General features: G+C 54.3%; 11 protein-coding genes. 3 read left to right on the forward strand and 8 right to left on the reverse strand.

All coding sequences use genetic code 11. The features are described from left to right. Positions 1–46: 46 nt before the first annotated feature. Positions 47–1,525: a ketol-acid reductoisomerase gene (gene ilvC / locus O1Q74_RS18890; protein WP_271875037.1), complete on the reverse strand. Its 1,479-nt coding sequence runs from the start codon at positions 1,523–1,525 to the stop codon at positions 47–49. 203 nt (positions 1,526–1,728) lie between these two features. On the opposite strand from ilvC, the gene ilvY reads away from it, so the two are divergent. Together ilvY and O1Q74_RS18900 are read left to right on the forward strand one after the other, a co-directional pair. Beyond that, positions 1,729–2,619: an HTH-type transcriptional activator IlvY gene (gene ilvY, locus O1Q74_RS18895; RefSeq protein ID WP_271875038.1), complete on the forward strand. Its 891-nt coding sequence runs from the start codon at positions 1,729–1,731 to the stop codon at positions 2,617–2,619. Next, positions 2,616–3,416: a lysozyme inhibitor LprI family protein gene (locus O1Q74_RS18900; protein ID WP_271875039.1), complete on the forward strand. Its 801-nt coding sequence runs from the start codon at positions 2,616–2,618 to the stop codon at positions 3,414–3,416. The genes ilvY and O1Q74_RS18900 overlap by 4 nt, the downstream gene beginning before the upstream one ends. A 10-nt stretch (positions 3,417–3,426) precedes the next feature. Here O1Q74_RS18900 and O1Q74_RS18905 read toward each other — a convergent pair whose 3' ends face one another. From O1Q74_RS18905 to ilvL, 7 genes are all read right to left on the reverse strand, one after another. Beyond that, positions 3,427–4,170: a DUF2461 domain-containing protein gene (locus O1Q74_RS18905; RefSeq protein ID WP_271875040.1), complete on the reverse strand. Its 744-nt coding sequence runs from the start codon at positions 4,168–4,170 to the stop codon at positions 3,427–3,429. Positions 4,171–4,263: 93 nt separating this feature from the next. Next, positions 4,264–5,808 (reverse strand): threonine ammonia-lyase, biosynthetic, encoded by a 1,545-nt coding sequence (ilvA, locus tag O1Q74_RS18910; protein ID WP_271875041.1) that lies wholly within the window; start codon positions 5,806–5,808, stop codon positions 4,264–4,266. Positions 5,809–5,813: 5 nt separating this feature from the next. After that, a complete protein-coding gene (gene ilvD, locus O1Q74_RS18915) occupies positions 5,814–7,664 on the reverse strand; it encodes a dihydroxy-acid dehydratase (protein ID WP_271875042.1) in 1,851 nt (616 codons plus the stop codon). Between the two features lie 69 nt (positions 7,665–7,733). Then, positions 7,734–8,660, reverse strand: coding sequence for a branched-chain amino acid transaminase (locus O1Q74_RS18920; protein ID WP_225086140.1), 927 nt, complete (start codon positions 8,658–8,660; stop codon positions 7,734–7,736). Positions 8,661–8,685: 25 nt separating this feature from the next. Continuing rightward, positions 8,686–8,946: an acetolactate synthase 2 small subunit gene (gene ilvM / locus O1Q74_RS18925; RefSeq protein WP_005969103.1), complete on the reverse strand. Its 261-nt coding sequence runs from the start codon at positions 8,944–8,946 to the stop codon at positions 8,686–8,688. Positions 8,947–9,022: 76 nt separating this feature from the next. Continuing rightward, entirely contained in the window at positions 9,023–10,669 is a 1,647-nt protein-coding gene (ilvG, locus tag O1Q74_RS18930) for an acetolactate synthase 2 catalytic subunit (RefSeq protein WP_271875043.1), read from the reverse strand. 140 nt (positions 10,670–10,809) lie between these two features. Beyond that, complete coding sequence (ilvL, locus tag O1Q74_RS18935) at positions 10,810–10,908, reverse strand: ilv operon leader peptide (protein ID WP_071531109.1); 99 nt, start codon at positions 10,906–10,908, stop codon at positions 10,810–10,812. A gap of 407 nt (positions 10,909–11,315) precedes the next feature. Between ilvL and O1Q74_RS18940 the strand changes: the two genes are divergently transcribed. Beyond that, entirely contained in the window at positions 11,316–12,842 is a 1,527-nt protein-coding gene (locus tag O1Q74_RS18940; RefSeq protein ID WP_271875044.1) for a YifB family Mg chelatase-like AAA ATPase, read from the forward strand. Positions 12,843–12,880 lie beyond the last annotated feature (38 nt).

Below are 12,880 nucleotides of genomic sequence, written 5' to 3' on the forward strand. Positions count from 1 at the left end.
GCACAGCTAATGCTGTGCCCTCTTCTATTTCGATCACCGACAGGAATTAACCCGCAACGGCGATACGTTTCATGTCTTTCATGTAACCGCGCAGCGTGTGGCCTACGGTTTCGATTGGGTGGTTACGGATGGCTTCGTTAACATCACGCAGTTGCGCGTTGTCGACTTCAGTACCCGCTACCGCTTTGCCCAGATCGCCCGGTTGCAGAGAAGCCATGAAATCCCCTTTCAGCAACGGAACGGCAGCATTAGCAAACAGGTAGTTACCGTATTCTGCGGTATCAGAGATAACCACGTTCATTTCATACAGACGCTTACGCGCAATGGTGTTGGCGATCAGCGGCAGCTCATGCAGGGATTCGTAGTAAGCGGATTCTTCGATGATGCCGGAGCTCACCATGGTTTCAAACGCCAGCTCAACGCCCGCTTTCACCATCGCAACCATCAGCACGCCGTTATCAAAGTATTCCTGCTCAGCGATTTTACCGTCGAACTGCGGTGCGTTTTCGAATGCCGTTTTACCGGTCTCTTCACGCCAGGTCAGCAGTTTCACGTCATCGTTCGCCCAGTCGGCCATCATGCCGCTGGAGAATTCGCCGGAGATGATGTCATCCATGTGTTTCTGGAACAGCGGTGCCATGATGCCTTTCAACTGCTCAGACAGCGCGTAAGCACGCAGTTTCGCTGGGTTAGACAGACGATCCATCATCAGCGTAATGCCGCCTTGCTTCAGCGCTTCGGTGATGGTTTCCCAGCCAAACTGAATCAGTTTTTCTGCGTAAGCTGGATCGGTGCCTTCCGCAACCAGTTTGTCGAAGCTCAGCAGAGAACCCGCCTGCAACATACCGCACAGAATGGTCTGCTCACCCATCAGGTCAGATTTCACTTCCGCAACGAAAGAGGATTGCAGAACGCCAGCACGGTGGCCACCGGTTGCCGCAGCCCAGGCTTTAGCAATGGCCATGCCTTCGCCTTTTGGATCGTTTTCCGGGTGAACCGCGATCAGCGTCGGTACGCCGAAGCCACGTTTGTATTCTTCACGTACTTCCGTACCTGGACACTTCGGTGCCACCATCACAACGGTGATGTCTTTACGGATTTGTTCGCCCACTTCAACGATGTTGAAACCGTGAGAGTAACCCAGCGCAGCGCCCTGCTTCATCAGCGGCTGTACTGCCTGAACCACAGCGGAGTGCTGTTTGTCCGGCGTCAGGTTAACCACCAGATCAGCCTGTGGGATCAGATCTTCGTAGGTGCCAACGGTGAAGCCGTTTTCGGTCGCTTTGCGCCATGATGCACGTTTTTCGGCAATCGCTTCAGCACGCAGGGCATAAGCGATATCCAGACCAGAATCGCGCATGTTCAGACCCTGGTTCAAGCCCTGAGCACCACAGCCGACGATCACCACTTTTTTCCCTTTCAGGTAGCTCGCCTCATCGGCAAATTCATCACGCCCCATAAAGCGGCACTTGCCCAATTGATCCAGCTGCTGACGCAGGTTTAATGTGTTGAAATAGTTAGCCATGTCGTGCTCCGTATACGGTTTTGTTTGTCTATTATTCGAGAAAGGATTCCCGCCAGATGGGAATTCACTATGACCCCATCATATGACAGGAATTGCGTTGCTGAAATTGATATATTAGCAACGTCATATTGCACTATTTGCAAGATCAAAAGCGGTTGCAAGATAAAAAACGGCTGAAAGATAAAAAACGGGGCCTGCGTCGCATGGATTTACGTGATCTCAAATTATTCCTGCATCTGGCGGAAAGCCGACACTTTGGTCGTACCGCCAAGGCGATGCACATCAGCCCGTCGACACTGTCGCGGCAAATTCAGCGGCTGGAAGAGGATTTAGGGCAGACGCTGTTTCTGCGCGATAACCGCACCGTGCAGCTCACCGATGCTGGAGAACATCTGAAGCTGTTCGCTCAGCAAACGCTGCTGCAATACCAGCAGCTACGCCACACGATAGACCAGCACGGGCCGTCATTAAGCGGAGAACTGCGGATTTTCTGTTCTGTCACCGCCGCCTACAGCCACCTGCCGCCGATTCTGGATCGCTTCCGGGCGCTGCACCCGCTGGTGGAAATTAAACTGACGACCGGCGATGCCGCCGATGCCGTTGAGAAAATTCAGTCGAATGAGGGGGATTTGGGGATTGCAGGACGCCCGGAGGCCCTGCCTGTCAGCGTTGATTTCATACCGCTCGATAAACTGCCTCTGGCCTTGATCATCCCAGCGCTACCTTGCCCTGTGCAATCGTTGGTGCGTCAGGCGAACCCGGACTGGTCGCAGATTCCCTTCATCCTGCCGGAACACGGCCCGGTGCGTAAACGCATCGATCTGTGGTTCCGCCGCAACCACATCACCAATCCGCAAATTTACGCCACCATCTCCGGGCATGAAGCGATGGTATCGATGGTCGCGCTGGGCTGCGGCATCGCGCTGATTCCCAACGTCGTGCTGGAGAACAGTCCGGAACCGGTACGTAACCGCGTTTCTGTCTTTGTCGAGCAGGTCATGGAACCGCTTGAACTGGGTGTTTGCGTACAGAAAAAACGGCTTAGCGAACCACTAATTGCCGCCTTTTGGGACATATTACAGGACACGCCATGAAGATAGCCTTCACTGCCCTTATCACCGTCGGAGTGACGCTGGTCGCCTTCAACTACAATGCGCAAGCCGCCAGTTTCCCCTGCGACAAGGCCACTTCGGAGCAAGAGAAACTGATTTGTGCCAGCCCGCTGCTCGGACAACTGGATGAAGAACTGGCGCAGGCCTGGAAGACCTCACGCGCGTTCCTGACCGCGTACAGCAACAGCGCACCGTGGGAAAAAACGCTCAATCAGTTTCAGCGCAACTGGCTTACCACGCGCGATCAATGCAAAGACGAAGACTGCCTGCGTCAGCGCTATCAGCAGCAGTTAAATCGGCTACGCTATCTGAATGATATCGCACAGCACGCACTCCCTTCGCCCATTACCCCCGTGAAAAGTACGTCCTGTTTCCACGGCTCATTCAGCTATGAGTATGTGATGTCAGGGCTTTCCGCCGAGGAATATCGCGATCTGGCGGAGTATTTTCGGGAAATGTACGACCAAAAGGCCCCCTACCACGCCGTCAGCCTGACCATGACCAACCAGCGCGGCAAGATTGACGGCGGCGCGTCCATTGCATTCCGCTACGGTAACAAGCTGGATGATTCCTCCTTCACGGCACGTCAGATGAGCGATGTACAGGCTATCGGCAAAGGTGAAAGCAGTTTCGGTCAGCAGGTGAAAATACTGCTCACCTGCATTGATGACGACCATCTGCAACTTGCCACCTTCGGCAGCAATCAGGAAGAAGGTTACCTGTTTAACACGTTGCTGGTGCGCGATAAAACCTCACAGGAACAGCAGAAAACGCCGTAACGCTTATCCCTTAACGATCAAACCACTTATCCGCCGGGAAAGCCCGCGTACTGGACTCTGTTTCCTGCGCGGCTTTCTTCATGGTTTCGATATTCATCAGGTAGTGATAGAGCGGTTCAAGCTGGGTAAAACCTTGTGACAGAAGCGTCACCAGGTCGCCGGAAAACAGCACCTCCATATCCTGCCGGGTACATATCGCAGCAAACGATTTACGGTTATACCAGTCAGCCAGTTCCGGCTCCTGACCTTTAATCAGCGGACGTTTATAGCTTTCCCCTTCCAGTGCGAAGGTATTTCCCAGACAACTCGCCACGTCAAGAAACTGTGACGGATTACCACGCAGCGTCTGACGGAACAGATCCATCGTATTGCGCGTCGCGCTGTAATAGCCCAGCCCATAGCGCCAGGTATCCGGCGTGATTTCAAAGAAATACACCGGCGCATCCGTCCAGTCTTTGCGTGTGCGTTTGAAAGTGAGCCACATATGGCTGCGATAGCGTGATTTATCGTGAGAAAAACGCGTATCGCGGTGAATACGGGAGAGGGTCTTGCCGATGGCCGGGCGCGTTTCAAAATGGTCGTCAATCTGCAACATGGTCAGACTAAGCTCATCCACCAGCGTGCGAAACGGTGCAACCAGTTGCTCATCGTAAACGGCACGATGCTCATCAAACCACGCTTTATCGTTGTTTTGCCGCACCTGCTGAAGAAACGTTAAACCCGCTTGAGAAAAACCGGTGAATTGCGTTGCCATAAAGAAATGCCATCCCTGTTGCTATCAGATGACATAAAGATAACGCCGCCGACGGTGAAACACCATCGGCGGCGTTAAGGGAAAACTCAGCGCTTAACCCGCCAGAAAGAAGCGGAACGCTGGGTTATTGGTTTCGTCGTGGCATTCATAGCCCAGCGCCTGTAGGTGCTGCTCGAACTCCCGATCGCCCGCTTCCAGCTCGAACGCGGCCAACACGCGGCCAAAATCCGTGCCGTGGCTGCGGTAATGGAACAGCGAAATATTCCAATGCGTCCCCAGCGTCTGCAGGAATTTCAGTAACGCCCCCGGTGACTCAGGGAACTCAAAGCTATAAAGCCGTTCCTGTAACGGTTTGGAAGGGCGTCCGCCGACCATATAGCGAACATGCAGCTTCGCCATTTCATCATCGGACAAATCCACCACTTCATAACCATCCGCAGACAGCTCGGCAATGATCTCCTGCCGCTCCGCATAGCCACGCGTCAGGCGCACACCAACAAAAATGCAGGCGTCTTTGGCATCGGCGTAGCGATAGTTGAACTCGGTAACGGAGCGGCCACCCAGCAGTTGGCAAAACTTCAGGAAGCTGCCCTGTTTCTCGGGGATTGTCACCGCCAGCAAGGCTTCACGCTGTTCGCCCAGCTCGCAGCGTTCGGAAACGTAACGTAATCCGTGGAAGTTAACATTCGCACCGGACAGAATATGCGCCAGACGCTCACCCTGAATCTGATGCTGCTGGATGTATTTTTTCATCCCCGCCAGCGCCAGCGCGCCGGACGGTTCAGCAATCGCACGAACATCTTCGAACAGATCTTTCACGGCCGCACAGATGGCATCGCTGTCGACGGTAATCACGTCATCCAGATATTCCCGACACAGGCGGAACGTTTCATCGCCGATGCGTTTCACCGCAACGCCTTCAGCAAACAACCCGACACGCGGCAGATCGACCGGTTGCCCGGCATCCAGCGCCGCGCGCAGACAAGCGGAATCTTCCGCTTCCACGCCGATCACCTGCACCTGCGGCATCAGCTGTTTAATCAGTACGGCAACACCCGCCGCCAGACCGCCGCCGCCGACAGGCACAAACACGCGGTCCAGATGGGCATCTTGCTGTAACAATTCCAGCGCCAACGTACCTTGACCCGCAATCACCGCCGGGTGATCGAACGGCGGCAGAAACGTCATTTTCTGCTGCTGTGACAGCTCAATGGCCTTCGCCTTGGCTTCATCAAAGTTAGCGCCGTATAGCAGCACTTCGCCGCCAAAACCACGCACGGCATCCACCTTGATATCGGCCGTCGCCACAGGCATCACAATCAGCGATTTAATCCCCAGCTTGCTGGAGGAGAGCGCCACGCCCTGCGCATGGTTACCCGCAGACGCTGTCACCACGCCGTGTGACTTCTGCTCGTCACTCAGCCCCGCCATCATGGCGTACGCGCCGCGCAGCTTGAAGCTGTGCACCGCGTGCCTGTCTTCACGTTTTACCAGAATGACATTACCCAGCCGCGAAGAGATCTTCTCCATCTTCTCCAGCGGTGTGACCTGCGTGACTTCATACACTGGCGAGCGCAAGATCGCCCGCAGGTACTCCGCGCCTCCCGGCGCGGCAGGAAGAGGTTGTGACACAGCCATCAGCATTAGCCTCCCAGCTTGCTTTTATCCCGCACAGCGCCTTTATCCGCGCTGGTTGCCAGGCTGGCGTACGCGCGCAGCGCAAAAGACACCTGACGTTCACGATGGTGCGGCGTCCAGGCCTGTTCGCCTCGTGCTTCTTCCGCTGCGCGGCGGCTCGCCAACTCCGCATCATCCAGAACCAGCGCAATGCTGCGGTTTGGAATATCAATCGCGATGGTATCACCGTCCTGTACCAGCGCAATGGTGCCGCCGCTGGCCGCTTCAGGAGAGGCATGGCCGATAGACAGACCCGAAGTACCACCGGAGAAGCGGCCATCAGTGATCAGCGCACAGCTTTTACCCAGCCCCATCGATTTCAGGTAGGTGGTCGGATACAGCATTTCCTGCATACCCGGTCCGCCTTTCGGCCCTTCGTAGCGAATCACAACCACATCGCCCGCCACAACTTTACCGCCCAGAATAGCGTCTACCGCATCATCCTGACTTTCATAAACTTTTGCCGGACCGCGGAAGACCAGACTACCTTCATCCACGCCTGCGGTTTTCACGATACAGCCATTCTCTGCCAGATTGCCGTACAGCACGGCCAAGCCGCCGTCCTGACTGTAGGCAAATTCGCGGGAACGAATACAACCTTCCTGACGATCGGTATCCAGTGAGTCCCAGCGGCAATCCTGCGAGAACGCCTGCGTGGTGCGGATACCTGCCGGGCCAGCGGAATACATGCTTTTCACACTCTCATCCTGCGTCAGCATGACATCGTAGGCTTCCAGCGTTTCCGGCAGCGTTTTGCCCAGCACGTTGTTCACTTCACGGTTCAGCAGACCCGCTCTGTCCAGCTCGCCCAGAATACCGATCACACCACCCGCGCGGTGTACGTCTTCCATGTGGTATTTCTGCGTACTCGGCGCCACCTTACACAGGTGCGGAACCTGACGTGACAGTCTGTCGATATCGGTCATGGTGAAGTCCACTTCACCTTCCTGCGCCGCGGCTAACAGATGCAGCACGGTATTGGTGGAACCGCCCATCGCGATATCCAGAATCATGGCGTTTTCAAATGCAGCTTTATTGGCGATGTTGCGCGGCAGTACGCTCTCATCATCCTGCTCGTAGTAACGCTTCGCCAAACCGACAATACGTTTACCCGCGTTCAGGAACAGTTGTTTACGGTCGGCGTGCGTCGCCAACAGCGAACCGTTGCCCGGCTGAGACAGGCCCAGCGCTTCGGTCAGGCAGTTCATCGAGTTAGCGGTAAACATACCGGAACAGGAGCCACAGGTCGGACAGGCAGAACGTTCCACCTGTTCGCTCTGTTCATCAGAGACTTTTGGGTCCGCGCCCTGAATCATCGCATCCACCAGATCCAGCTTGATGATCTGATCGGAGAGTTTGGTTTTCCCCGCTTCCATCGGGCCACCAGAAACGAAAATCACCGGGATATTCAGACGCAGTGACGCCATCAGCATCCCCGGGGTGATTTTGTCACAGTTGGAGATACACACCATCGCATCCGCGCAGTGAGCATTGACCATGTATTCTACCGAGTCGGCAATCAGTTCACGGGAAGGCAGAGAATAGAGCATACCGCCGTGACCCATGGCGATGCCGTCGTCCACTGCGATAGTGTTGAATTCTTTCGCGACACCACCAGAAGCTTCGATTTGCTCGGCAACCAGTTTACCCAGATCGCGCAAGTGCACATGGCCAGGCACGAATTGGGTGAAGGAGTTGACCACAGCGATAATGGGTTTACCAAAATCATTGTCGGTCATCCCGGTGGCGCGCCACAAGGCTCGGGCACCGGCCATATTACGGCCGTGCGTGGTGGTGGCTGAACGGTACTTAGGCATGCTCTATTACTCCAAAAATTACGAATTGGGCGATGATGTAACGTATCACCGCCTGATTATCTTGATTGATTACTGATTTACCGGATCCAACCAGCCCCATTTATCTTCGGTTTCACCCGTGAAGAGGCCAAAGAACGCCTGTTGCAGGGCTTTGGTGACCGGACCGCGTTTGCCAATCCCGACCTGAATACCGTCTACGCTACGCACTGGGGTAATTTCCGCCGCCGTGCCGGACATGAACACTTCGTCCGCCAGATACAGTGACTCGCGGGACAGCACCTGCTCGCGCACTTCATATCCCGCGTCCTTCGCCAGCTTGATGATGGCATCACGCGTAATGCCCGGCAGCGCCGAAGAGGTAAACGGCGGCGTAAAGATAACGCCATCCTTCACTTCAAACAGGTTCTCGCCTGCGCCTTCAGAAACATAGCCGTGGACATCCAGCGCGATCCCTTCCTGATAGCCGTGGCGACGAGCTTCACTGCCCACCAGCAGGGAGGACAGATAGTTACCGCCCGCTTTAGCCGCGGTCGGAATCGTATTCGCTGCGGCGCGATTCCAGGACGACACCATGGCATCAATACCCGCTTCCAGCGCTTCTTCACCCAGATACGCGCCCCACGGGAACGCCGCGATGATCACGTCGGTTTTATAACCGTCTGGTGGGTTCACGCCCATCCCCACATCGCCAATAAACACCAGCGGACGGATATACGCGCTGGTCAGGTTATTTTTACGCAGCGTTTCACGGCAAGCTTCCATCAGTTCATCCACGCTTTGCTCGACCGGCATACGGTAAATTTTTGCCGAATCACGCAGGCGCTGCATGTGCTCACGGTGACGAAAAACTACCGGGCCCTTATGTGAATTGTAGCAACGAACGCCTTCAAAGACGGAAGTGCCATAATGCAAAGCGTGCGACATCACGTGTACTTTTGCTTCAGCCCATGGAACCATCTCGCCATTGAACCAAATGTAATCCGCTTTTTTTGTCATTCTTTTTTTCCTTACTCTTTATGCGTTAGGCGCTGATCTGCTGTGATGTCGTCATCGGTTGAATATCAACGCAGGCAATATCTAACAGCTTACTCAATTGCGTTGACAATAAATCTACCGAACGATGGCTGGCAACGGTCAGTTCAATATTAATGTGATCGGTATTGGTGGTTTGCACCATATTCATCGCGCAAACTTTGAAACCGCGATGGCGGGTAACACGCAATACACGCTCCAGAACCTCGGGACGAAAGCGCGCCTGAATCGAAAGTTGATGATGTGTCATTCTGTTGTCTCCAGCACTTATTCTGTGTAAGTCGGCCATTATTGGCTGTTGTCGAGCCTATTCGGTTTTATCGAGCCTATTTGGTTTTATCGAGCATCGTTTCGTTACCCGCACCCGGCGGAACCAAGGGCCAGACGTTTTCGTATTCATCGATCGAGACGTGCAGCAAATAGGGTCCTTCGCTGTTAAACAGGGCATCCAGCGCGACATCAATTTGATCTTTACGGGTGATGCGCTGGCCGGGGATATCAAACGCGCTTGCCAGCGTCAGGAAATCAGGGTTATCGGAGAGGTCGGTTTCACTATAGCGTTCATCAAAGAATAACTGCTGCCACTGACGTACCATGCCCAACCGTTGGTTATCCAGCAGCACGATTTTCAACGGCAGCCGTTTTCGTTTGATGGTGCCCAGCTCCTGAACGTTCATCATGAAAGAACCGTCGCCGGAGATGCAGATAACCATGTCGTCCGGGCGCGCAACCTGCGCACCTACCGCCGCTGGCACGCCGAAGCCCATTGTGCCGAGACCGCTGGAAGTGATGAAATTCTCAGGACGGCTGAACGTCATATGCTGCGCAGCCCACATCTGGTGCTGACCCACATCGGTCGTCACCACCGTATCCGCATCCATTCGTTCAGAGATCGTTTTCAGCAGTGCAGGCGCATAAATCGCCTGACCAGGATGATCATAACGCCACGGGTATTCCGCCTTCATCATGGTTGCCTGCTGGCGCCACGCGCTGACGTTCAGCGGCTGTTGCAGCGCCGGTAATATCGACTTCAGATCGCCTTGCAACGCCACATTGGCATGGCGCAATTTGCTCAGCTCCGCTGGGTCGATATCCATGTGAATCACGCTGGCATGAGGCGCGAAGGCATTCAGCTTGCCGGTCACGCGGTCATCAAAACGCGCTCCGACCGCGATTAACAGATCGCACTCCTGCACAATCAGGTTCGCCGCCTTTGTGCCGTGCATACCAATCATACCGAGGTAATAGGGATGATTGGCATCCACGACACCCAAGCCTTTCAGCGTCGAAACCGAAGGGATATCCGTCACGCTCAGGAATTCACGCAGCGCCGGAACCGCATTCGCCATACCGACCCCGCCGCCAACATACAGCACCGGTTTTTGTGCTTTCGCCAACAGGGCATATGCCTGCGTGATATCTTGCTCGGGGAAATCAACATCGTTAGCAACAGGCGCAAAGTTCGGCGTGAAATCCCCCATGGCCAGTTGAATATCTTTAGGAATATCGACCAGAACAGGACCGGGACGGCCGCTGTTGGCAATCGCAAACGCTTCTGCCATTACTTCTGGCAGTGATTCAAGAGACTCAACCAGAAAACTGTGTTTCGTACAGGCCAGCGACAGCCCCAACACGTCGATTTCCTGAAAAGCATCGGTACCAATCAGCGCCGACCCGACCTGTCCGGTGATCGCCACTACAGGCACAGAATCCAGCAGCGCATCGGCCAAACCGGTGATCAGGTTCGTTGCACCTGGGCCAGACGTTGCAATGCAAACGCCCACATTACCTGTGGAACGGGCATAGCCAATCGCCGCCATCACCGCGCCTTGCTCGTGGCGACACAGCAGGTGTTTAACGCCACCGTCATAAAGTGCATCATAGACGGGCATTATCGCGCCACCCGGATACCCAAAAACGGTGTCCACTCCCTGCGCTCGCAACGCTTGTACCACCCACTGTGCTCCATTCATAGTTATTTCCCCGACATCTTATGGGAATAACAGAATTTTATGCTGATGTTCATTTTCTGTTCCTTTCCGTTATAGATTACGCCCAACAAAAAACCCCCGACCTTTCGGTGCGGGGGTTTTCTTGAATTAGGCCTTGATTTCTAAGCCATTCTTCGTCCAAGTGCAGCCCCGCACGGTGGGATAATAATCACCACCACGCTAATCACGACTAGGCTAATCACTAGGGATAGGGCTTTCATAATAGGTTGTTCATTAATCTTCTGTCGAACGAATGCCTACAGAGTTATCACAGTCAGACATGGCGTGACAACCATTTTTTTTCATCGTTCCTGGTAAGAATTACCTATGATGCGGCAAAAAATACAACGGAATCATAAGGTAGACGCGCACCAAATTATTTTCGCTCGTTGGTGTAAAAATGAGCATTGCGCGAGAAACATGGCAAAGGAATACGAACGTTATCGATCGTCGGATAACGTAAAGCGGTCAGTTCACCCGACATAAGTGCGATGCATTGCGCACAAATTTTCTTCATTGCTGAAACAGAGCATTATTTTATGACACCGTCGCGCAGGCTGGTGATGACGGACTCTACTTCCTCTCCCCTACCAGACATGATGCAAGCCATCAGCAAAGGGGAAATAGCATGTCATTGGCAGTTACCTATACTCGGGCAATGATTGGTGTACAAGCACCGGACGTTTATATCGAAGTTCACATCAGCAGCGGGCTACCGGCTCTGACGCTGGTTGGCTTACCAGAAACTACCGTCAAAGAAGCACGCGATCGCGTGCGCAGCGCACTCATCAATTGTGGGTTTACCTTTCCAGCCAAACGCATCACGGTCAACCTCGCCCCCGCAGATCTACCGAAAGAAGGGGGACGCTACGACCTACCGATTGCTCTGGCGATTCTGGCGGCATCGGAACAAATCGATGGGGAAAAGCTAAGCCGCTACGAGTTTCTTGGTGAACTCGGCCTGTCTGGCACCTTACGTGGCGTTAATGGCGCGATTCCCGCCGCCCTGGAGGCCATCAAGTCAGGTCGCCAGCTTATCCTGCCAGATGACAATAAACGGGAGATGACACTGATACCGCAGGGTGAGGCACTCATGGCCGGGCACTTGTTGGAAGTGTGTGCTTTTCTCAGCGGAGAAGAGGAATTGCTCAGTTGCTCCGACATCGTACCAACTCCGCAGTCAGAAGAAGATGCGCTCGACCTGAAGGATATCATCGGTCAGGAGCAGGCTAAGCGCGCGCTGGAAATTGCGGCGGCTGGTGGCCACAATCTGCTATTGCTGGGGCCGCCGGGAACAGGGAAAACCATGCTGGCAAGCCGATTAGGCAATCTGATGCCACCATTAAGCGACGAAGAAGCGCTGGAAAGCGCCGCCATCAATAGCCTCATTAACATCGATGCCACCATGACGCGCTGGCGAGCCAGGCCATTCCGAGCACCTCATCATAGTTCCTCCATGGCTGCGCTCGTGGGCGGAGGGTCGTTGCCTAAACCAGGGGAGATTTCACTCGCCCACAACGGCGTGCTGTTTCTGGATGAGTTACCGGAGTTTGAGCGACGCGTTTTAGACTCACTACGAGAGCCTCTGGAGTCCGGTGAAATTATCATTTCCCGCACGCGCGCCAAAGTGTGCTACCCGGCACGCGTACAGCTCGTCGCCGCAATGAACCCCAGCCCGTCAGGCCACTATCAGGGCATTCATAACCGATTACCCGCACAACAAATACTGCGCTACCTCAGCAAACTTTCCGGTCCCTTTTTGGATCGCTTTGACCTTTCTATCGAAGTTCCTTTGCTACCACCAGGGGTTTTATCTCAGCAATATTATCAGGGAGAAAGCAGCGCGACGATTCGCGAACGCGTACTGATCGCACGGCAGATACAGTTAAAACGGGCAAATAAAATCAACGCACTACTCACCTCACGCGAAATAGAAAAACACTGTACGTTAGAGGCACCTGATGCGGCTTATCTGGAAGAAGTGATGAACAAACTTGGCTTATCCGTACGCGCCTGGCACCGGATATTGAAAGTCGCCCGCACAATCGCAGATCTCGGCGATCGGGGCAGCATAGAGAGAAAACATCTTGCCGAAGCGCTGAGCTATCGCTGTATGGACCGATTGCTCATCAAGCTCCACAGAAGCCTTGAATAGCGGGAACACACTATTTGCTCGCCACAAAAGGAAATGGG

The organism is Pectobacterium sp. A5351, from assembly GCF_028335745.1.
Lineage (GTDB): Bacteria > Pseudomonadota > Gammaproteobacteria > Enterobacterales > Enterobacteriaceae > Pectobacterium.

What these genes read in the sequence shown, in the direction of transcription:
- ilvG (WP_271875043.1), bottom strand. Translation starts at nt 10,669, where the DNA reads ATGAATGGAGCACAGTGGGTGGTACAAGCGTTGCGAGCGCAGGGAGTG.
- ilvM (WP_005969103.1), bottom strand. Translation starts at nt 8,946, where the DNA reads ATGACACATCATCAACTTTCGATTCAGGCGCGCTTTCGTCCCGAGGTT.
- O1Q74_RS18900 (WP_271875039.1), top strand. Translation starts at nt 2,616, where the DNA reads ATGAAGATAGCCTTCACTGCCCTTATCACCGTCGGAGTGACGCTGGTC.
- ilvC (WP_271875037.1), bottom strand. Translation starts at nt 1,525, where the DNA reads ATGGCTAACTATTTCAACACATTAAACCTGCGTCAGCAGCTGGATCAA.
- ilvA (WP_271875041.1), bottom strand. Translation starts at nt 5,808, where the DNA reads ATGGCTGTGTCACAACCTCTTCCTGCCGCGCCGGGAGGCGCGGAGTAC.
- O1Q74_RS18920 (WP_225086140.1), bottom strand. Translation starts at nt 8,660, where the DNA reads ATGACAAAAAAAGCGGATTACATTTGGTTCAATGGCGAGATGGTTCCA.
- O1Q74_RS18905 (WP_271875040.1), bottom strand. Translation starts at nt 4,170, where the DNA reads ATGGCAACGCAATTCACCGGTTTTTCTCAAGCGGGTTTAACGTTTCTT.
- ilvY (WP_271875038.1), top strand. Translation starts at nt 1,729, where the DNA reads ATGGATTTACGTGATCTCAAATTATTCCTGCATCTGGCGGAAAGCCGA.
- ilvL (WP_071531109.1), bottom strand. Translation starts at nt 10,908, where the DNA reads ATGAAAGCCCTATCCCTAGTGATTAGCCTAGTCGTGATTAGCGTGGTG.
- O1Q74_RS18940 (WP_271875044.1), top strand. Translation starts at nt 11,316, where the DNA reads ATGTCATTGGCAGTTACCTATACTCGGGCAATGATTGGTGTACAAGCA.
- ilvD (WP_271875042.1), bottom strand. Translation starts at nt 7,664, where the DNA reads ATGCCTAAGTACCGTTCAGCCACCACCACGCACGGCCGTAATATGGCC.